Genomic DNA, 19,287 nt, shown 5'->3' on the forward strand with positions numbered 1-19,287 from the left:
CAAGTCGGCCCATACCTTGAGCATCCGCACGGGCCGTTCCGACCGCGAGGAGACGCTGGCCTTGAATGGCGCAGATACCGCATTCGTACTGATCAGTGCCGCGCTCGTCATGCTGATGACGCCCGGCCTGGCATTTTTCTACGGCGGCATGGTGCGGGTGAAGAGCGCCCTCAACATGCTCATGATGTCCTTGATCTCGCTCGGTATCGTCAGTGTGCTGTGGGTGCTGTACGGCTACTCACTCACCTTTGGTGACGACATCGGCGGCGGGCTCCTGGGCAACTTCGACCACATCGGTCTGAAGGGAATTTCGGCGGAGACGCTGACCGGGGGCAAGGAAGGCATTCCCGTCTTCGCCTTCGCCCTCTTCCAGCTCATGTTCGCCGTGCTCACTCCCGCGCTGATAAGTGGTGCACTGGCCGACCGGGTGAAGTTCAGCGCCTGGGCACTGTTCATCACCCTCTGGGTCTCCGTGGTGTACTTCCCGATCGCCCACTGGGTCTGGCAGTCCGACGGCTGGCTCTTCAAGCTCGGCGTCATCGACTTCGCCGGTGGTACCGCGGTCCATATCAACGCAGGTGTCGGAGCGCTCGCGGCCGTTCTCGTCGTCGGCAAGCGGATCGGATTCAAGAAGGACCCGATGCGGCCGCACAACCTGCCGCTCGTCGTCCTCGGCGCCGCTCTGCTGTGGTTCGGCTGGTTCGGCTTCAACGCCGGTTCGGCGCTGGCCGCCAACGGCACCGCCGCCCTGATGGCCTTCAACACCCAGATCGCCACCGGCGCCGCGATGCTCGGCTGGCTGATCTACGAGCGCATCCGCCACGGCGCGTTCACCACCCTGGGTGCCGCCTCCGGCGCCGTCGCCGGCCTGGTCGCCATCACCCCGTCCGGTGCCGCGGTCAACCCCTTCGGCGCCCTGCTCATCGGTGTCGTGGCCGGTGCGGTCTGCTCCTGGGCCGTCAGCCTCAAGTTCAAGCTGGGCTACGACGACTCCCTCGACGTGGTCGGCGTCCACCTCGTCGGCGGTGTGATCGGCACCCTGCTCGTCGGTGTCCTCGCGATCGACGGCGTCGGCGGCGGTTCGCAGCTCGGCAAGCAGGCCGTCGGTGCGTTCTCGGTGATGGCCTACTCCTTCGTGGTCTCCTGGATCCTCGCGAAGATCGTCGACGCCACCATCGGCTTCCGCGCCTCCGAGGACGACGAGACCAGCGGTGTCGACATGGCCTTCCACGCCGAGACCGCGTACGACTACAGCGCGGTGGGAGGGTCTCCGTCGGGCCGTAGTAGCGTGCCCGCCGCCAACCAGGACGGGATCGCCGCGGCGACGAACAAGAAGGTGGACGCATGAAGCTCATCACCGCAGTCGTGAAGCCACACCGGCTGGACGAGATCAAGGAGGCGCTCCAGGCCTTCGGTGTCCACGGGCTCACGGTCACGGAGGCCAGCGGATACGGCCGGCAGCGCGGTCACACCGAGGTCTACCGGGGTGCGGAGTACACCGTCGACCTCGTACCGAAGATCCGCATAGAGGTGCTGGTCGAGGACGGGGACGCGGAAGAGCTCATCGATGTGGTGGTGAAGGCCGCCCGCACCGGCAAGATCGGTGACGGGAAGGTATGGAGCGTGCCGGTCGACACGGCGGTACGGGTACGGACCGGCGAGCGCGGTCCGGACGCCCTCTAGAGACGGGAACGACTGGGTGACGAGCCTCGAAGAGACGACCGGACAGACAGACTCGGGACCCAGCGGCTATGCGGCGGCCCGGCTGCGCCTTCTCCAGGAGAAGACGCGGCCAGGGCCGCCGCGCCGCGCCGCCCTGGCCCGGCTGACCGACGACTGGCTGAACGCGCTATTCACCACCGCCGCCCAGGAGGCCGGAGTGCGCGGCGCGGCCCTCGTGGCCGTCGGCGGCTACGGACGGGGCGAACTGTCCCCGCGCAGCGACCTCGATCTGCTCCTGCTGCACGACGGCAAATCCGGTCCCGGCGCCATCGCCGCCCTCGCCGACCGGGTCTGGTACCCGGTCTGGGACCTCGGACTCGCCCTCGACCACTCCGTACGCACTCCCGGCGAGGCCCGCAGGACCGCGGCCGAGGACCTCAAGGTGCAGCTCGGACTCCTCGACGCCCGGCATGTCGCGGGCGATCTGGGCCTGGTCACCGGGGTACGGACCGCGATCCTCGCCGACTGGCGCAACACCGCCGTCAAGCGACTCCCCGCCCTGGACGAACTGTGCCGGGAGCGGGCCGAGCGCCACGGCGAACTGCAATTCCTGCTGGAGCCCGACCTCAAGGAGGCCAGGGGCGGTCTGCGCGACGCCACCGCGCTGCGCGCCGTCGCCGCGTCCTGGCTCGCGGACGCGCCCCGCGAAGGGCTCGCCGACGCCCGCCGCGCGCTCCTCGACGTACGGGACGCCCTCCATCTCACGACGGGACGCGCCACCGAGCGGCTCGCCCTCCAGGAACAGGATCCCGTCGCCGCGGAACTCGGCCTGCTCGACGCCGATGTCCTGCTGCGGCAGGTCTACGAGGCCGCGCGCACGGTCTCGTACGCCTCCGACGTCACCTGGCGCGAGGTCAACCGGGTGCTGCGCTCCCGGTCCGTACGCCCCCGGCTGCGGGCCATGCTCGGCAGCAAACCCGCCCCCGAACGCACCCCGCTCGCCGACGGTGTCGTGGAGATGGACGGTGAGGCGGTACTGGCCCGTGCCGCGCGCCCCGAACGGGACCCCGTACTGCCCCTGCGCGCCGCGGCCGCCGCCGCCCAGGCCGGACTGCCGATCTCGCTGCACGCCGTACGGCTCCTGGCCACCACCGCGAAACCGCTGCCGGTGCCCTGGCCGGCCGAGGCCCGCGAGGAACTCGTCACCCTGCTCGGCGCCGGTGAGTCCACCGTGCCGGTCTGGGAGGCGCTGGAGGCCGAGGGCCTGATCACCCAGCTGCTGCCGGACTGGGAGCGGGTCCGCTGCCGGCCCCAGCGCAACGCCGTCCACACCTGGACCGTCGACCGCCATCTCGTGGAGACCGCCGTCCAGGCCTCTTCGCTCACCCGCCGGGTGAGCCGTCCCGACCTGCTGCTCGTCTGCGCGCTGCTGCACGACATCGGCAAGGGCTGGCCCGGCGACCACTCCGTGGCCGGTGAGGTCATCGCCCGGGACGTGGCCGCCCGGATCGGCTTCGACCAGGAGGACATGGGCGTCATCGCCACGGTCGTACGCCACCATCTCCTGCTCATCGACACCGCGACCCGGCGCGATCTGGACGACCCCGCGACCGTCGCCTCGGTCGCCGCCCGTATCGGCTCCGTCAGCACGCTGGAACTGCTGCACGCCCTCACCGAGGCCGACGCGCTCGCCACCGGACCCGCGGCCTGGTCGTCCTGGCGCGCCTCGCTCGTCGACGATCTCGTCGCACGGGTCGCCGCGGTCCTCGCGGGCGACGCGCCCGCCGAGCCGGAGCCCACCGCGCCCAGCGCCGAACAGGAACGGCTGGCCGTCGAGGCGCTGCGCACCGGCGATCCGGTGCTCTCGCTGCGCGCCCAGGCCGAGACCCGGCAGGAGGAGGACGCCACACCGGAGCCCGTGGGTGTCGAACTGCTCATCGCCCTGCCCGACCAGCCGGGCGTCCTGCCCGCCGCGGCCGGGGTGCTGGCCCTGCACCGGCTCACCGTACGGGCGGCCGATCTGCGCGCCATCGAACTGCCCACGGAGCTGGGCGGGACCGGGGGACCGGGCGGCGGCACCACGGAGGTGCTGCTGCTGAGCTGGCGGGTCGCGGCCGAGTACGGCTCGCTCCCGCAGGCCGTCAGGCTCCGCGCCGATCTCGTACGGGCCCTGGACGGTTCACTTGACATCCCCGCCAGGCTCGCCGAGCGCGAGGCGGCCTATCCGCGCCGCCGGGGTGTGCAGGCGCCGCCGCCACGGGTGACGGTCGCGCCGACGGCCTCGCAGCTCGCGACGGTCATCGAGGTCCGCGCCCAGGACGCGCCGGGGCTGCTGCACCGTATCGGCCGGGCCCTGGAGGAGGCGGCGGTACGGGTGCGCAGCGCCCATGTCTCGACACTGGGCGCGAACGCGGTGGACACGGTCTATGTCACGCGCGCGGACGGTTCCCCGCTCCCGGAGGCGGACGCGGTGGACCTGGCGAAGCGACTGGAGGCGGCCCTGAGCTGACGCCCACGGTGACGGGCGCGGTGACGGGCACCGGCTCATGACGACGGGTTCGTGGCGACGGGCCCCGGGGCATCGGCCGTACGGTGGAGCGTGCCACCCGTACGGCCGTGCCCGCCGCGGGGCAGACCTCATCGCACGCGGCCGGATACCCTGGGGGACGGTCTGTCCTTCACCGCGCGGGGACGGCCCCCTCATCCGCTCCCGACCTGAGGATCCGCGACCACCGTGTTCGACACTCTCTCCGACCGCCTCTCAGCGACGTTCAAGACCCTTCGCGGCAAGGGGCGGCTGTCCGAGGCGGACATCGACGCCACCGCGCGCGAGATCCGTATCGCGCTCCTCGAAGCGGATGTCGCACTGCCCGTCGTCCGCGCCTTCATCGCGAATCTCAAGGAACGGGCCCGCGGCGCCGAGGTGTCCCAGGCGCTGAATCCGGCCCAGCAGGTCCTCAAGATCGTCAACGAGGAACTGGTCGGTATCCTCGGCGGTGAGACCCGGGTCCTGCGCTTCGCCAAGCAGCCGCCGACCGTGATCATGCTCGCGGGCCTCCAGGGCGCCGGTAAGACCACCCTGGCCGGAAAGCTCGGTCTCTGGCTCAAGAGCCAGGGCCACACCCCGCTGCTCGTCGCCTGTGACCTCCAGCGCCCCAACGCCGTCAACCAGCTCTCGGTCGTCGCGGACCGCGCGGGTGTCGCGGTGTACGCGCCGGAGCCGGGCAACGGCGTCGGCGACCCGGTCAAGGTCGCCAGGGACTCCATCGGCTACGCGAAGACCAAGCAGTACGACGTCGTCGTCGTCGACACCGCGGGCCGCCTCGGTATCGACCAGGAGATGATGAAGCAGGCCGCGGACATCCGCGACGCCGTCAGCCCCGACGAGACGCTCTTCGTCGTCGACGCGATGATCGGCCAGGACGCGGTCAACACCGCCGAGGCCTTCCGTGACGGCGTCGGCTTCGACGGTGTCGTGCTCTCCAAGCTGGACGGCGACGCCCGTGGTGGCGCGGCCCTCTCCGTCGCGCATGTCACGGGCAAGCAGATCATGTTCGCGTCGAACGGCGAGAAGCTGGAGGACTTCGACGCCTTCCACCCGGACCGTATGGCGTCCCGCATCCTCGACATGGGTGACCTGCTCACCCTGATCGAGCAGGCGGAGAAGACGTTCAGCCAGGCCGAGGCCGAGAAGATGGCCTCCAAGCTGGCGAGCAGCAAGGGCGGCAAGGACTTCACGCTGGACGACTTCCTGGCCCAGATGGAACAGGTCAGGAAGATGGGCAGCATCAGCAAGCTGCTCGGGATGCTGCCCGGTATGGGGCAGATCAAGGACCAGATCAACAACATCGACGAGCGGGACGTGGACCGTACCGCCGCGATCATCAAGTCGATGACCCCGGGCGAGCGCCATGACCCGGTCATCATCAACGGCTCGCGCCGGGCCCGTATCGCACGGGGCTCCGGGGTCGAGGTCAGCGCGGTGAAGAACCTCGTGGAGCGGTTCTTCGAGGCCCGCAAGATGATGTCGAGGATGGCGCAGGGCGGCGGGATGCCGGGAATGCCGGGCATGCCGGGGATGGGCGGCGGACCCGGGCGTGCGAAGAAGAAGCAGAAGCAGGCCAAGGGCAAGCAGCGCTCGGGCAACCCGATGAAGCGGAAGGCCGAGGAGCAGGCCGCGGTCGCACGGCGCGAGGAGGCCGCCGCGCAGCCGGGCGGTGCGTTCGGTCTGCCGGCCGGGGACCAGGACAAGAACTTCGAACTGCCCGACGAGTTCAAGAAGTTCATGGGCTGACGCCCGTCGCGGCTCAGGGCGTACGTGCTCAGGGCGTACGGGCGATCAGATAGCGGAAGACATTCGGCATCCACACCGTGCCGTCGCGCCGCAGATGCGGCTGGAGCGCCTCGCCGATCTCCTTCTCCACCCGCTGCCGGTCCGTCGCCCGGACCGCCCCGTCGAACACGCCGGTCGACAGCAGTCCGCGGACCGCGCTCTCCGTGTCCGCGTAGCCGAACGGGCAGGCCACCCGGCCCGAGCCGTCCGGTTCCAGCCCGGCCCGCGCCGCCACGTCCTCCAGATCGTCCCGCCGCGGCGGGCGCGGGGAGCCCTCGCGCGGCCCGCCGACCGGCCCGTCCGCGGACCGCAGCACGGCGTATGTGGCGCAGCGCTCCGGAGGACCCCAGCCCGCGAGCACCACCGGAGCGCCCCGTTCCACCAGCGGTATCGCCGATTCGAGGGCGGGCGCCAGCCCCTGCGCGTCGCCCGCCACGGTGCCGATCGGCTGGAAGGCGGTGATCAGGTCGTACGGCGGCCGGCCGGGCTCCGCGGTGATGTCGGCGGCTTCGGTGATCCGGTCCGCGGGCAGGACCGTTCCGGTGCCGGCGGGCGGGCCCTCACCGCCCCGCTCCCGGTCGGCGAGCAGTCGCTCACGGGCCAGCGCCAGCCGCTCCCGGTCGGTGTCGACTCCCGTCACCCGCGCGCCCCGCGCGGCGGCGAGCAGCAGCGCGAGCCCCGAGCCGCAGCCCAGACCGAGCACCCGTGTCCCGGCGCGGACCTCCAGCCGTTCGTACACCGCTTCGTAGAGGGGCACCAGCATCCGTTCCTGGATCTCGGCCCAGTCGCGGGCACGCGCGCCCGCGCCCGTCCGCGTGTCCACGCGCCCCGCCGGGCCCACGGGTCCGTTTCCGGTGCCCGGAGCGGGCGGGCCCGCATGAGGAGGAAGCCGATGCCGGCCGAGCGTACGTGCCATGGATAGCGCCCCAATCCGCCGAGGTCCTCGATGCCCCCTGTGGGGCAGCCCCCCCATATACGTGCGCGTGAAACCCCCGGATGCCAGGGAACTCCCGATCCGTGCCCGCGTCCAGTGGGTGATGGGCAAAGCGTGGATGCCCCGGGCGTGCGCCCCCGCGCACATGGCTCGATCCGGCCGCCCGTACGGTGCCTGGTCACCGAGGACGGGTCGGTGCCCGGGGCGGACGGCATCCCCGGTACTGTCGCCGTCGGGACCGCGCCCACTGACGCCCACCGACCGAGGGCGCCGCTCCGGCGCCGTCCGGCCCGGTACTCCCGCCCGCCGCACACCCGCACGGTGAGCTGGGGAGACGACCGGCAGACGTAGATCGTCTACGCGTCTCTGCGTACGCGGCGCTACGTACCACCTTGAGGCGAGCTGTGAGGCTTCTCCGCAGATCGACGCACCTACCCTCGTCAGGACGCATCAATGGCAACTGACGGGTACGTGCAAATTATTTGGGATGCCCCGTAATGGAACCCACGGGGGCCCAGGCTCGTTGTTCACGACGTGAGCACGACACCACCTGTTCTCGCCGCAGAGCTGGCGCAGGCGTGGGCCGACATTCAGAGGTCCCACCCCGAGCTGCCGGATCTTGCCGCGCCAGAGTCCCTGATCGGAGAGTCCTCGTCCGCCTGCGGCGCGGAGCTCTCCTTCGAACGACTGCTTCATGAAGCGGTCCATGGCATCGCCGCGGCCAGAGGTGTCCGCGACACCTCGCGCGCGGGCCGCTATCACAACCGCCGATTCCTGGCCATCGCCGAGGAGATGGGCCTCGACCATCCCGAGGAGCCGCATCCCAGCAGCGGTTTCTCCCTGGTCTCGCTCAGCCCCGAGGCCAAGCGCCGATATCGCCCCACCATCGAGCGACTCCAGCGCGCGCTGAAGGCGCACACGGTCGCGACGGCCGCCGACACCAAGCGCAGTTTCCGCGGTCCGGCCGCCCGGCACGGCTCGTCCGGCGGCGGCGTGCGCGTCAAGGCGGTCTGCGACTGCGGGCGGAACGTCCGCGTCGTTCCCTCGGTCCTCGCCCAGGCGCCGATCGTCTGCGGCGGCTGCGGGAAGCCCTTCCGTATCCCGGAAGTGGTGGGAGCCGCGAGCTGATCACCCGCCACCCGGGGTGGGACCCGGGGCGGGACAGCGGGGCGGGACAGCGGGCCGCTGACGGGGGGCACGTCCCGGTTCGGGGGTGTGGCAGAATGGCGAGCTGTACTCGACAGTCGCACAGGACCCCTCTCTCCTCCGGCTGACGCGTCCATCGGGCGGATCGGGTACCGCAACCCCACGCGGCATCCCGTTGCGCCCAACCACGTCAAGACCAGGAGACACCACACCAGTGGCAGTCAAGATCAAGCTGAAGCGTCTGGGCAAGATCCGTTCGCCTCACTACCGCATCATCGTCGCCGACTCCCGCACCCGCCGCGACGGCCGGGCCATCGAGGAGATCGGTCTGTACCACCCGGTGCAGAACCCCTCGCGCATCGAGGTCGACTCGGAGCGCGCGCGTTACTGGCTGTCCGTCGGCGCCCAGCCGACCGAGCCGGTTCTCGCGATCCTCAAGCTCACCGGTGACTGGCAGGCACACAAGGGCCTTCCGGCCCCCGCGCCGCTGCTCCAGCCGGAGCCGAAGGCCGACAAGCGCGCCCTCTTCGAGGCCGCCGCCAAGGACGCCGGCGACGAGCCCAAGGGCGAGGCCATCACCCAGAAGGCCAAGAAGTCCGACAAGAAGGCCGACGAAGCCGAATCCTCGGCCGCCGCCGAGTCGACCGAGGCCTGAGCATGCTCGAGGAGGCTCTCGAGCACCTCGTGAAGGGCATCGTCGACAATCCGGACGACGTGCAGGTCGCCTCGCGCAACCTGCGCCGTGGCCGTGTGCTGGAGGTCCGGGTCCACCCCGACGACCTCGGCAAGGTGATCGGCCGCAACGGCCGCACCGCGCGTGCTCTGCGGACCGTCGTGGGCGCCATCGGCGGCCGCGGCATCCGTGTCGACCTCGTCGATGTGGACCAGGTTCGCTGACAGAGCTGGAACACCGGCACGGGCCGGGGAGGGCCACCGCCTTCTCCGGCCTTCGCTGCTTTCCGTCACCGTGTTGCCGCCGTCCGTCGTCGTCCGCCGTCGTCCGTCGTCGTTGTGTATTGCCGTTCCGCCGGAAAAGAAGGTGCCTGTAGTGCAGTTGGTGGTCGGGCGGGTGGGCCGCGCCCATGGGATCAAGGGTGAGGTCACCGTAGAGGTGCGTACGGACGAGCCCGAACTGCGGCTCGGCCCCGGCGCCGTACTCGCCACGGACCCGGCTTCGGCCGGACCGCTGACGATCGGGGAGGGCCGGGTGCACAGCGGCAGACTGCTGCTGCGCTTCGAGGGCGTGCGGGACCGTACGGGCGCCGAGGCGCTGCGCAACGTCCTGCTGATCGCCGAGGTCGATCCGGAGGAACTCCCCGAGGACCCGGAGGAGTTCTACGACCATCAGCTCATGGACCTGGACGTCGTCCTGGCCGACGGCACGGAGATCGGCAGGATCACCGAGATCTCCCATCTGCCCTCGCAGGACCTGTTCATCGTGGAGCGGCCCGACGGCAGCGAGGTGATGATCCCGTTCGTCGAGGAGATCGTCACGGAGATCGATCTGGCGGAACAGCGGGCCGTCATCGACCCGCCTCCCGGCCTGATCGACGACCGGGTGGAAGTCGCCGGCGGGCGGAGCGACTCCGCGAGCGACTCGCCGAGCGACTCCGGCGGCCGGAGCGACTCCGGCGGCCGGAGCGACTCCGGCGGGCAGGGCGCGTCCGACGGGCAGGGCGAGCCGTCCGACGGCAGGAGCGCGTCCGGTGGGGACGGCGGCTGATGCGGCTCGACGTCGTCACGATCTTCCCGGAGTACCTGGAGCCGCTGAACGTCTCGCTGGTCGGCAAGGCCCGTGCGCGCGGCCGGCTCGACGTCCATGTGCACGATCTGCGGGAGTGGACGTACGACCGGCACAACACGGTCGACGACACCCCCTACGGTGGCGGTCCGGGCATGGTCATGAAGACCGAGCCCTGGGGCGAGGCCCTGGACGACATCCTGGCGAGCGGCTACGAGACAGGGGCGCGCGGACCGGTCCTGGTCGTCCCCACCCCCAGCGGACGCCCCTTCACCCAGGAAGTGGCCGTCGAACTGTCCGAGCGGCCCTGGCTGCTCTTCGCGCCCGCGCGGTACGAGGGCATCGACCGCCGGGTCATGGACGAGTACGCGACCCGGATACCGGTCGTCGAGGTGTCCATCGGCGACTATGTGCTGGCCGGCGGCGAGGCGGCCGTACTGGTCATCACCGAGGCCGTCGCCCGGCTGCTGCCCGGTGTCCTCGGCAACGCCGAGTCGCACCGCGACGACTCCTTCGCCCCCGGAGAGATGGCCAACCTGCTGGAAGGCCCCGTCTACACCAAGCCGCCCGAGTGGCGCGGGCGCGGGATTCCGGACGTCCTGCTCAGCGGCCACCACGGCAGGATCGCGCGCTGGCGCCGGGACGAGGCGTTCCGCCGTACGGCGCTCAACCGGCCCGATCTGATCGAGCGCTGCGACCCCGTGGCCTTCGACAAGAAGGACCGCGAGACCCTCTCGATCCTGGGCTGGTCGCCGGAGCCCGGCGGCCGATTTTGGCGCAGGCCGGATGACATGGAAGAATAGGCCGCTGCCGTACGTCCGGTGTGCGCCCCTGCCACAGGGGGAACGACGCCCGCCCGACGAGAACGGCACCCCCGAACTCTCCTCTCGACATCCGCTGATGACCTGTGGCATCAGCGAGGAAGCAGATCCACATGTCCAGCCTGCTCGACACAGTCGACGCCTCGTCGCTCCGCAGCGACCTCCCCGCCTTCCGCCCCGGTGACACGGTGAACGTGCACGTACGGGTCATCGAGGGCAACCGCTCCCGTATCCAGCAGTTCAAGGGCGTGGTCATCCGCCGTCAGGGCTCGGGCGTCCGCGAGACCTTCACGGTCCGCAAGGTCTCCTTCTCCGTCGGTGTCGAGCGCACCTTCCCGGTCCACAGCCCGATCTTCGAGAAGATCGAGCTGGTGAGCCGTGGTGACGTCCGTCGCGCCAAGCTCTACTACCTGCGTGAGCTGCGCGGCAAGGCCGCCAAGATCAAGGAGAAGCGCGACAACTGAGTCGCGCCGACCGGGCGGGCGTTCGTCACGTCGCACCCGGGTCCACAGGAGGGCCGGATAAGCTCTGGCCCCGATGGACACCGAAGCGGAGCACACGGAGCGCGACGGCTCTTCCCAATTCCTCAGGGGGACGAACCCCACAGGGACGGAAGAGCGGTCGCGCTCCGCGCGTTCTCCGGGGCCGTTCCCCACGGGCCTGGCACAACGGGACTCCGAGCTTCCCCCGGGCCGGCGCTCCCCCGGCAGGCTCCCCGGGCCGCCCCTGGGCAGACTCGCGTCGAGCGGACTCTCTCTGGGCAGGCTCTCCCTGGGCAGAGCGGGACTGCTCGGTGCCGGCTGCGCGGTCGCCGTGCTGCTCTTCGGCGCATTCGTGGTGCAGCCCTTCCAGATTCCCAGCGGCTCGATGGAGCCCACCCTCCAGGTGGGGGACCGGGTGCTGGTCAACAAGCTGGCGTACCGTTTCGACGCCGAGCCGGAGCGTGGTGACGTGGTCGTCTTCGACGGCACCGGATCCTTCGTCCAGGAGCCTCCTCGGGAGAACCCCGTCACCGGGCTGCTGCACCGGGCCGCCGCGGCCCTGGGGCTCGCCGAGCCCGCCGAGACCGATTTCGTCAAGCGCGTGATCGGGGTCGGGGGCGACCGGGTGGTCTGCTGCGACAAGGGGGGCAGGGTCGAGGTGAACGGCCGGGCGGTGGACGAGCGGTATCTCCACCCCGGGGACGCGCCCTCCCGGGTCCCCTTCGACATCGTCGTACCGCCGGGCACCCTGTGGGTCATGGGCGACCACCGGAGCGATTCACGCGACTCCCGGGACCATCTCGGCGAGCCGGGCGGCGGCATGGTGCCCGTCGACAGGGTCATCGGCCGGGCGGACTGGATCGGCTGGCCGCCGGTCCGCTGGTCGGGGCTGGACCCGACCGGCGCGTTCCGGGGTGTACGGAGCCCGGACGGGGCCCATGGGTAAGCGCGGACGGCCGGCGGCCCATGGAGCCGACACCAGGCTCCCGACGGGCTCACGGCCCACCACGGGGCGGGCGCTGCCGGGCCGCGCCGAGCGGCGCAAGCTCGCCCGAAGGGTCAAGCGGCGGCGCCGCAGGTCCGCCGTCGCCGAGATACCGATCCTGATCACCGTGGCGCTGCTGATCGCGCTCGTCCTCAAGACCTTCCTGGTGCAGGCCTTCGTGATCCCCTCCGGATCCATGGAGCAGACGATCAGGATCAGTGACCGGGTCCTGGTGGACAAACTCACACCCTGGTTCGGCTCCAGACCCGAGCGGGGCGATGTCGTGGTCTTCAAGGACCCCGGCGGCTGGCTCCAGGACGAGAAGCCCCCGCCGGACGACTCCCCGGTCGTCGTCAAACAGGTCAAGCAGGCGCTGACCTTCATCGGACTGCTGCCGTCCGCCGACGAGCAGGATCTGATCAAGCGGGTCGTGGCGGTGGGCGGCGACACCGTGAAGTGCTGCGGCGAGGACGGGAAGGTCTCCGTCAACGGCGTGCCTCTGGACGAGCCGTATCTGTCGCCGGGCGATGTGCCCTCGGAGCTTCCCTTCGAGGTCAGGGTGCCGGCGGGGCGTGTCTTCGTGATGGGTGACCACCGGTCCAATTCGGCCGACTCGCGCTTCCATCTGGACGAGGGGTTCCGCGGCACGGTCTCGGAGGACGAGGTGGTGGGCCGGGCCGTCGTCATCGCCTGGCCGTTCGACCACTGGCGCGGGCTGGAGGAGCGGGAGACGTACGCTTCGGTGCCGGACGCTTCGACTCCGGAGGCTTCGGCCCCGGACGCGCGAGCCGCGCCGACGACGGCGCGGGGCGCGTCGAATAGTGTGTCCTCCCAGGATCTCAACGGATTGATCCGGCTCCCGAGCCCTGCGGAACTCCCGCTCGTTATGGGAGTGGTGGGCCTGTCCCGTACCGGCGGCAGGCGATGGCACCGCGTAATCGCGCGGAGCGCTCGCACGGAGTGAGGAGTGGATGTGGGGGATGTGGCGGTCGGCGCACGATCCGGACACGATGATCCCGAGGAGGGACACGAGCAGCTCGCCGAGTCGCCCGAGCATGTGACGGACGCGACGGAACAGCGGAACGACGGCCAGGGCGGTGACGGATCCGAAGCCGAGGACGGCGGATCCACGGACATGCGCAAGCAGCGTTCCTTCTGGAAGGAACTGCCCCTGCTGATCGGTATCGCGCTGCTGCTGGCGCTTCTGATCAAGACGTTCCTGGTGCAGGCGTTCTCGATTCCCTCGGACTCGATGCAGGACACCCTCCAGCGCGGTGACCGCGTCCTGGTGGACAAGCTCACCCCCTGGTTCGGCTCCGAGCCCGAGCGCGGCGAGGTCGTGGTCTTCCACGACCCGGGCGGCTGGCTGGAGGGCACCCCCACGCCCGACCCGAATGTGGTGCAGAAGTTCCTGAGCTTTATCGGGCTGATGCCGTCCGCCGAGGAGAAGGACCTGATCAAGCGGGTCATCGCGGTCGGCGGGGACACGGTGGCGTGCGAGAAGGGCGGCAAGGTCGAGGTCAATGGACACCCGCTGAACGAGGACGCGTACATCTACCCCGGCAACACTCCCTGTGACGACGAGCCGTTCGGGCCGATCAAGGTGCCCGAGGGCCGGATCTGGGTGATGGGCGACCACCGGCAGAACTCGCTCGACTCCCGCTACCACCAGGAGCTGCCGGGCCGTGGCACGGTCTCCACGGATGAGGTGGTCGGCCGCGCATTCGTCGTCGCCTGGCCGGTCAACCGCTGGTCCTTCCTGCCGGTGCCCGACACCTTCGACCAGTCCGACCTCGGCACCGCCGTGGCGGCGGCCTCGACGGCTGCCCCCGGGGCGCTGGGTGTCGCCGGGGCGGTGCCTCTCGTGCTCTGGCGCAGGAGGAGGCTGACCTCCGGCGGTAGCGCCGGGTAGGGTGCCGTCCCGGATCGTCGGTCTCGGGAGCGGGGGGAGTGCTGGGATGAGCGGACGTACCGAAGCCACGGAAGCGGGGCGTACGGAAGCGCGAGTCGCAAGAGACGGCCACGGCCGCCTCGGCAGTGTGCTGTCGGGGCTGGCCGTGGCCGTCGGCTGTGTGCTCTTCCTCGGCGGCTTCGCGTGGGGAGCCGTGGAGTATCTGCCGTACACCGTGCCCACGAACTCGATGGACCCGACCGTGCGGGCGGGGGACCGCGTGCTCGCCCAGCGGATATCCGGCGACGAGGTACGGCGCGGGGACGTGGTGGTCTTCTCCGACGCGGACTGGGGCGATCTGCCGATGGTGAAGCGGGTGGTCGGGGTCGGCGGTGACAAGGTCGCCTGCTGTGACGAGGACGGCCGGATGACCGTGAACGGCGTTCCGGTTCAGGAGCCGTATGTCCGCGGGGTGATCGACGGGCTCGCGTCCACCACCGAATTCGACGCGAAGGTGCCCGCGGGGAAGCTTTTTCTGCTCGGGGACGAGCGCGGCGGCTCGCTGGACTCGCGTGTGCATCTCCAGGACCCGGGGCAGGGCTCGGTACCGCTCTCCTCCGTGGACGCGCGGGTCGACGCCGTGGTCTGGCCGCTCGGCCGTCTGATCGCCCGGCCCGACGGCTTCGCGGCGCTGCCGGGCGGGGTGTCCGGGGCGGGGCCGGTGCGGCTGGTGGCCGCGGCGATCGTGGGCGGGGCGGTACTGATCCTGGGCGGCGCGGCGTACGGACCTCTCGCGCGCTTGCTGTCCCGCCCGCGACGGGCCCGGGGAGCCGGGGAAGGGGGGTCCGCCGGTGTCCGCTGAGGGCGAGGCCGGGGCAGCACGGGGCGAGCAGGGCGAGCAGGGTCGGCCCGGGGCGTTCAGGAAGGTCGCCCGGGTGGTGCTGCTGGACCCCCAGGACCGGATTCTGCTGCTGCACGGATTCGAGCCGGACGACCCGGACACGGACTGGTGGTTCACGCCCGGCGGCGGTCTGGAGGGGGACGAGACCCGGGAAGCGGCCGCGCTGCGCGAGCTGGCGGAGGAGACGGGGATCACAGAGGTGGAGCTGGGACCCGTGCTCTGGCGCCGGATGTGCTCCTTTCCGTTCGACGGGCGACGCTGGGATCAGGACGAGTGGTACTTCCTGGCACGTACGGCGCAGACCGAGACCTCGGCGGACGGGCTGACGGAGCTGGAGCTGCGCAGCGTCGCGGGGCTGAGGTGGTGGACCTCCGCCGAACTCTCGGCGGCCCGTGAGACGGTGTACCCGACCAGGCTCGCCGAGCTGCTGCGTACGCTGCTCGACGAGGGTCCTCCGGGTTCGCCGGTGGTCCTCGCCCCCGAAATCGTCTGAGGGTGCGTGACTCCGGAGCACAATGGGGGGACGTACGGCTGAAGGGGAACATGCCATGAGCGCCGAGGACCTCGAGAAGTACGAGACCGAGATGGAGCTGAAGCTCTACCGGGAGTACCGCGATGTCGTCGGTCTGTTCAAATACGTGATCGAGACCGAGCGTCGTTTCTATCTCACCAATGACTACGAGATGCAGGTGCACTCGGTGCAGGGTGAGGTCTTCTTCGAGGTCACGATGGCGGACGCCTGGGTCTGGGACATGTACAGACCGGCCAGGTTCGTCAAGCAGGTGCGTGTCCTCACTTTCAAGGACGTGAATATCGAGGAGCTGAACAAGAGCGACCTCGAACTGCCCGGCGGCTGAAGGGTATGAACCGGGCATGAGCAGGGCCTGAGCCGGGTCGCTGCGCCCGCCTCGCAAGGACGACGGAGCCGCTTCGCGAAGGGTGACCGAGTTATCCACAACGGGTGAGTTGTCCACCAAGATCCACTTGTTGTGGGAGATCGCGTCAGAGTCGGTGCCGGAGGTGGTGCCGGGATGAACGCGACGAGGGCACTGGGACGGTACGGCGAGGAGCTGGCGGCCCGCCGGCTGGCCGAGGCGGGAATGACCCTGCTGGCCCGCAACTGGCGGTGCGGCAGGACGGGCGAGATCGACATCGTGGCCCGGGACAGCGATGCCCGGGGAAGCGAGGTACTGGTCGTCTGCGAGGTGAAGACCCGCAGGGCCGGCTCGTTCGAGCATCCGATGGCCGCGGTGACCCAGCAGAAGGCGGACCGGCTGAGACGGCTCGCCGCCTGCTGGCTGGAGCGGTGCGGCGGTCCGCCGCCCGGTGGGGTGCGGATCGATCTGATCGGAGTGGTGCTGCCCCGGCGGGGCGCGCCCGAGATCGAGCACGCGCGGGGGGTGGCCTGATGGGGTTCGCGCGGGCGTGCTCGGTGGCGCTGGTGGGTGTCGAGGGCGTGGTGGTCGAGGTCCAGGCGGATCTGGAGCCGGGCGTGGCCGCGTTCACCCTGGTCGGACTGCCGGACAAGAGCTTGGTGGAGAGCCGGGACCGGGTCAGGGCGGCGGTGGTGAACTCCGGCGCCGAGTGGCCGCAGAAGAAGCTCACCGTGGGGCTGAGCCCCGCCTCCGTGCCCAAGGGCGGCAGCGGATTCGATCTCGCGGTCGCCGCGGCGGTGCTCGGCGCGGCCGAGCGGGTCGACGCCGACGCCATCGCCGATCTGGTGCTGATCGGGGAACTGGGCCTCGACGGGAGGGTCAGACCGGTGCGCGGGGTGCTGCCCGCGGTGCTCGCGGCGGCCGAGGCAGGCTACCGCCAGGTGGTGGTCCCCGAGCAGACCGCCGGTGAGGCATCCCTCGTGCCCGGGGTGTCGGTCCTCGGGGTGCGGAGCCTGCGGCAGCTCATCGCCGTGCTGACCGACGAGCCGGTGCCCGAGGAGCCGCGGGACACCGTGGCGGGGCGTCCGGCCGCGATGACGGCGGGGCTGATGGTGCCGGGCGTGGGGGTCGGCACCGGTCTGGCGACGGGGGCCGGGGAGCACGGGGGCCACCGTCCGGACCTGGCCGATGTGGCCGGCCAGACACCGGTGCGCAAGGCGCTGGAGGTGGCCGCGGCGGGCGGACACCATCTGCTGCTCCAGGGCCCGCCCGGGGCGGGCAAGACGATGCTGGCCGAGCGGCTGCCCGGGATCCTGCCACCGCTGACCGCACAGGAGTCGCTGGAAGTCACCGCGGTGCACTCGGTGGCGGGCATTCTGCCGCCCGGCGAGCCGCTGGTCCGTACGGTGCCCTACTGCGCGCCCCACCACTCGGCCACCATGCAGTCCCTGGTCGGCGGTGGGAACGGACTGCCCAGACCGGGCGCCGTGTCGCTGGCGCACCGGGGCGTGCTCTTTCTGGACGAGGCGCCCGAGTTCTCCGGGCGCGCGCTGGACGCGCTGCGGCAGCCACTGGAGTCGGGGCATGTGGTGGTAGCGCGCAGCGCGGGAGTGGTTCGGCTCCCGGCCCGCTTTCTGATGGTCCTCGCGGCCAATCCCTGTCCGTGCGGGCGGCACACCCTGCACGGCTCCGGGTGCGAGTGCCCGCCCTCGGTGATCCGCCGCTATCAAGCGCGGCTGTCCGGGCCGCTGCTCGACCGGGTCGATCTGCGGGTCGACGTCCAGCCCGTCCACCGCGCGGATCTGATGGGACAGGGCGGCAGGGGCGAGTCCACGGCGGTGGTCGCCGCACGGGTGCGGGACGCCAGGGCCCGGTCGGCAGCCCGGCTGGACGGCACCCCGTGGGCGGTCAACAGCGAGGTGCCCGGCCATGAGCTGCGCACCCGCTGGCCGGTCACCCCCGGCGCGCTGGTGGCGGCCGAACGCGACCTGGAGCGGGGACTGCTCACCGCGCGCGGTCTTGACCGGGTGCTGCGGGTGGCCTGGACGGTCGCGGATCTCGCCGGACACGACAGGCCGGAGGCACGCGATGTCGCCCTCGCGCTGGAGTTGCGTACCGGTATCGCGCGGGGCACGGCGGTCGCGGCCGGAGGGCGGTCATGACCCCGGGGGCCGACCCCGGGGAGCGGCTGGCACGAGCGGCGCTCACCCGGGTGCTGGAGCCCGGGGACGCGCACGGCGGACGGTGGCTGCGCCAGTTCGGCGCCGCCGGGGTGCTGGCGCTGCTGACCTCGCCGGACGCCGGGCGGGGCCGGCTCACCGGGGTCGGGGAACAGCGGCTCGACGGCTATCGGTCACGGGCCGAGGCGGCCAGGCCCGAGCGGGATCTGGCGGCGGTCACCGCACTCGGCGGGCGGTTCGTCTGCCCCGGCGACACCGAGTGGCCCAGCCAGCTCGACGACCTCGGGGAGGCCAGGCCCGTCGGGCTCTGGGTGCGGGGCCACCCGGACCTGCGGATCTGGTCACTGCGCTCCGTCGCCGTGGTGGGCGCTCGGGCGTGTACCTCATATGGGGCACATATGGCCGCGAGCCTCGGCTCGGGTCTCGCCGAGCGCGGCTGGGTGGTGACATCGGGCGCCGCGTTCGGCGTGGACGGCGCGGCACACCGGGGCGCGCTCGCGGCCGGCGGGGCGACCGTGGCCGTGCTGGCCTGCGGGGTCGACGCGGTCTATCCGCGTGGTCACACCGAATTGATCGGACGCATCGCCGAACAGGGCCTGGTCGTGGCGGAGCTGGCGCCGGGCGCCCATCCCACCCGCAGCAGATTCGTTCTGCGCAACCGGGTGATCGCCGCGCTGACCCGGGGCACGGTCGTGGTGGAGGCGGAGTACCGCAGCGGCTCCCTGGTCACCGCGCGCGACGCACAACGGCTCGGCCGCTTCACGATGGGTGTCCCCGGGCCGGTCACCAGCGGGCTCTCGGCCGGTGTGCACGAGCTGCTGCGCGGCGAGGGAGTGCTGGTCACGGACGCCGCCGAGGTGGCCGAGCTGGTCGGTGACATGGGCGAGCTGGCACCGCCGCGCCGAGGCCCCGTACTCCCCAGGGATCTGCTCGACCCCGTCAGCGCACGAGTCCTGGAGGCGCTGCCGGCCCGGGGCACCGCCGCCGGGCGGGAGATCGCACGGAGCGCCGGGACGACCCCGGACGAGGCGCTCGGCAGGTTGTACGAACTCCACTCCTTGGGATTCGCCGAGCGGCACGGAGACGGCTGGCGGCTGGCCCGCCGGGCGACTCCGGCGTCCACCGCGCGGCGAGGCGTTACTTGACCTGGGGCATTCGGGTGAAAGGGTGAGAGCGATGATCTCCGCGACTCCATCAGCGATGCCTGACAGACCGGCGCGAGCGGTGTCGGCCGCGGATCGAAGGTGTGGTCGAAGGCGTCCACCGGAGCGGGCGCGGTCGCCGGTCGTACGCGTGGAGCGACGCCTCACTCACGCTACGCTCACCTGCATTCCGG

The 19,287-nt window shown here is 71.4% G+C and carries 19 protein-coding genes and 1 pseudogene; 19 read left to right on the plus strand and 1 reads right to left on the minus strand.

The window, feature by feature from the left end; genetic code table 11:
• Positions 1–61: 61 nt before the first annotated feature.
• From ACWGDX_RS16860 to ffh, 4 genes are all read left to right on the plus strand, one after another.
• Positions 62–1,348, plus strand: a complete 1,287-nt coding sequence (locus ACWGDX_RS16860) for an ammonium transporter (RefSeq protein ID WP_363081616.1) — start codon at positions 62–64, stop codon at positions 1,346–1,348.
• Entirely contained in the window at positions 1,345–1,683 is a 339-nt protein-coding gene (locus ACWGDX_RS16865) for a P-II family nitrogen regulator (protein ID WP_093593309.1), read from the plus strand. The genes ACWGDX_RS16860 and ACWGDX_RS16865 overlap by 4 nt, the downstream gene beginning before the upstream one ends.
• A 16-nt stretch (positions 1,684–1,699) precedes the next feature.
• Positions 1,700–4,171: a [protein-PII] uridylyltransferase gene (locus ACWGDX_RS16870; RefSeq protein ID WP_453626261.1), complete on the plus strand. Its 2,472-nt coding sequence runs from the start codon at positions 1,700–1,702 to the stop codon at positions 4,169–4,171.
• 225 nt (positions 4,172–4,396) lie between these two features.
• Positions 4,397–5,956, plus strand: a complete 1,560-nt coding sequence (gene ffh, locus ACWGDX_RS16875; protein WP_453626263.1) for a signal recognition particle protein — start codon at positions 4,397–4,399, stop codon at positions 5,954–5,956.
• Between the two features lie 28 nt (positions 5,957–5,984).
• Here ffh and ACWGDX_RS16880 read toward each other — a convergent pair whose 3' ends face one another.
• A complete protein-coding gene (locus ACWGDX_RS16880; protein ID WP_453626340.1) occupies positions 5,985–6,758 on the minus strand; it encodes a methyltransferase domain-containing protein in 774 nt (257 codons plus the stop codon).
• 705 nt (positions 6,759–7,463) lie between these two features.
• On the opposite strand from ACWGDX_RS16880, the gene ACWGDX_RS16885 reads away from it, so the two are divergent.
• From ACWGDX_RS16885 to dprA, 15 genes and pseudogenes are all read left to right on the plus strand, one after another.
• Positions 7,464–8,057 (plus strand): hypothetical protein, encoded by a 594-nt coding sequence (locus ACWGDX_RS16885; RefSeq protein ID WP_066950741.1) that lies wholly within the window; start codon positions 7,464–7,466, stop codon positions 8,055–8,057.
• A 232-nt stretch (positions 8,058–8,289) separates the two neighbouring features.
• On the plus strand, positions 8,290–8,730 hold the full coding sequence (rpsP, locus tag ACWGDX_RS16890; protein ID WP_066950739.1) for a 30S ribosomal protein S16: 441 nt from the start codon (positions 8,290–8,292) through the stop codon (positions 8,728–8,730).
• Between the two features lie 2 nt (positions 8,731–8,732).
• Complete coding sequence (locus tag ACWGDX_RS16895; protein ID WP_005311361.1) at positions 8,733–8,972, plus strand: RNA-binding protein; 240 nt, start codon at positions 8,733–8,735, stop codon at positions 8,970–8,972.
• 151 nt (positions 8,973–9,123) lie between these two features.
• Complete coding sequence (rimM, locus tag ACWGDX_RS16900) at positions 9,124–9,798, plus strand: ribosome maturation factor RimM (RefSeq protein ID WP_453626266.1); 675 nt, start codon at positions 9,124–9,126, stop codon at positions 9,796–9,798.
• Entirely contained in the window at positions 9,798–10,619 is an 822-nt protein-coding gene (gene trmD / locus ACWGDX_RS16905; protein WP_363081472.1) for a tRNA (guanosine(37)-N1)-methyltransferase TrmD, read from the plus strand. The genes rimM and trmD overlap by 1 nt, the downstream gene beginning before the upstream one ends.
• A gap of 131 nt (positions 10,620–10,750) precedes the next feature.
• Positions 10,751–11,101, plus strand: coding sequence for a 50S ribosomal protein L19 (rplS, locus tag ACWGDX_RS16910; protein ID WP_066950731.1), 351 nt, complete (start codon positions 10,751–10,753; stop codon positions 11,099–11,101).
• A gap of 73 nt (positions 11,102–11,174) precedes the next feature.
• A complete protein-coding gene (gene lepB, locus ACWGDX_RS16915; RefSeq protein ID WP_453626268.1) occupies positions 11,175–12,065 on the plus strand; it encodes a signal peptidase I in 891 nt (296 codons plus the stop codon).
• Positions 12,058–13,118 (plus strand): annotated as a pseudogene (lepB, locus tag ACWGDX_RS16920) (signal peptidase I). Before lepB (ACWGDX_RS16915) ends, lepB (ACWGDX_RS16920) begins: the two are co-directional and overlap by 8 nt.
• Entirely contained in the window at positions 13,087–14,016 is a 930-nt protein-coding gene (lepB, locus tag ACWGDX_RS16925; RefSeq protein WP_453626342.1) for a signal peptidase I, read from the plus strand. Before lepB (ACWGDX_RS16920) ends, lepB (ACWGDX_RS16925) begins: the two are co-directional and overlap by 32 nt.
• 46 nt (positions 14,017–14,062) lie before the next feature.
• Positions 14,063–14,857: a signal peptidase I gene (gene lepB / locus ACWGDX_RS16930; RefSeq protein WP_453626270.1), complete on the plus strand. Its 795-nt coding sequence runs from the start codon at positions 14,063–14,065 to the stop codon at positions 14,855–14,857.
• Positions 14,847–15,389 carry an NUDIX hydrolase gene (locus tag ACWGDX_RS16935; RefSeq protein WP_453626272.1) on the plus strand — a complete coding sequence of 181 codons (543 nt, stop codon included), beginning with the start codon at positions 14,847–14,849 and terminating at the stop codon, positions 15,387–15,389. Before lepB (ACWGDX_RS16930) ends, ACWGDX_RS16935 begins: the two co-directional genes overlap by 11 nt.
• Before the next feature lie 55 nt (positions 15,390–15,444).
• The gene (locus ACWGDX_RS16940; protein WP_014675276.1) at positions 15,445–15,753 is read left to right on the plus strand and encodes a DUF2469 domain-containing protein; all 309 of its coding nucleotides are present in this window, start codon (positions 15,445–15,447) and stop codon (positions 15,751–15,753) included.
• A 174-nt stretch (positions 15,754–15,927) separates the two neighbouring features.
• A complete protein-coding gene (locus tag ACWGDX_RS16945) occupies positions 15,928–16,305 on the plus strand; it encodes a YraN family protein (RefSeq protein WP_453626274.1) in 378 nt (125 codons plus the stop codon).
• Positions 16,305–17,933, plus strand: a complete 1,629-nt coding sequence (locus tag ACWGDX_RS16950; protein WP_453626276.1) for a YifB family Mg chelatase-like AAA ATPase — start codon at positions 16,305–16,307, stop codon at positions 17,931–17,933. The genes ACWGDX_RS16945 and ACWGDX_RS16950 overlap by 1 nt, the downstream gene beginning before the upstream one ends.
• Positions 17,930–19,096 (plus strand): DNA-processing protein DprA, encoded by a 1,167-nt coding sequence (gene dprA / locus ACWGDX_RS16955; RefSeq protein WP_453626278.1) that lies wholly within the window; start codon positions 17,930–17,932, stop codon positions 19,094–19,096. Before ACWGDX_RS16950 ends, dprA begins: the two co-directional genes overlap by 4 nt.
• The last annotated feature ends 191 nt before the right edge of the window (positions 19,097–19,287 follow it).

Source organism: Streptomyces sp. NPDC055025 (assembly GCF_053608565.1).

What these genes read in the sequence shown, in the direction of transcription:
- ACWGDX_RS16865 (WP_093593309.1), top strand. Translation starts at nt 1,345, where the DNA reads ATGAAGCTCATCACCGCAGTCGTGAAGCCACACCGGCTGGACGAGATC.
- ACWGDX_RS16880 (WP_453626340.1), bottom strand. Translation starts at nt 6,758, where the DNA reads ATGCTGGTGCCCCTCTACGAAGCGGTGTACGAACGGCTGGAGGTCCGC.
- ACWGDX_RS16895 (WP_005311361.1), top strand. Translation starts at nt 8,733, where the DNA reads ATGCTCGAGGAGGCTCTCGAGCACCTCGTGAAGGGCATCGTCGACAAT.
- trmD (WP_363081472.1), top strand. Translation starts at nt 9,798, where the DNA reads ATGCGGCTCGACGTCGTCACGATCTTCCCGGAGTACCTGGAGCCGCTG.
- rplS (WP_066950731.1), top strand. Translation starts at nt 10,751, where the DNA reads ATGTCCAGCCTGCTCGACACAGTCGACGCCTCGTCGCTCCGCAGCGAC.
- lepB (WP_453626268.1), top strand. Translation starts at nt 11,175, where the DNA reads ATGGACACCGAAGCGGAGCACACGGAGCGCGACGGCTCTTCCCAATTC.
- lepB (WP_453626270.1), top strand. Translation starts at nt 14,063, where the DNA reads ATGAGCGGACGTACCGAAGCCACGGAAGCGGGGCGTACGGAAGCGCGA.
- ACWGDX_RS16940 (WP_014675276.1), top strand. Translation starts at nt 15,445, where the DNA reads ATGAGCGCCGAGGACCTCGAGAAGTACGAGACCGAGATGGAGCTGAAG.
- ACWGDX_RS16945 (WP_453626274.1), top strand. Translation starts at nt 15,928, where the DNA reads ATGAACGCGACGAGGGCACTGGGACGGTACGGCGAGGAGCTGGCGGCC.
- ACWGDX_RS16950 (WP_453626276.1), top strand. Translation starts at nt 16,305, where the DNA reads ATGGGGTTCGCGCGGGCGTGCTCGGTGGCGCTGGTGGGTGTCGAGGGC.
- dprA (WP_453626278.1), top strand. Translation starts at nt 17,930, where the DNA reads ATGACCCCGGGGGCCGACCCCGGGGAGCGGCTGGCACGAGCGGCGCTC.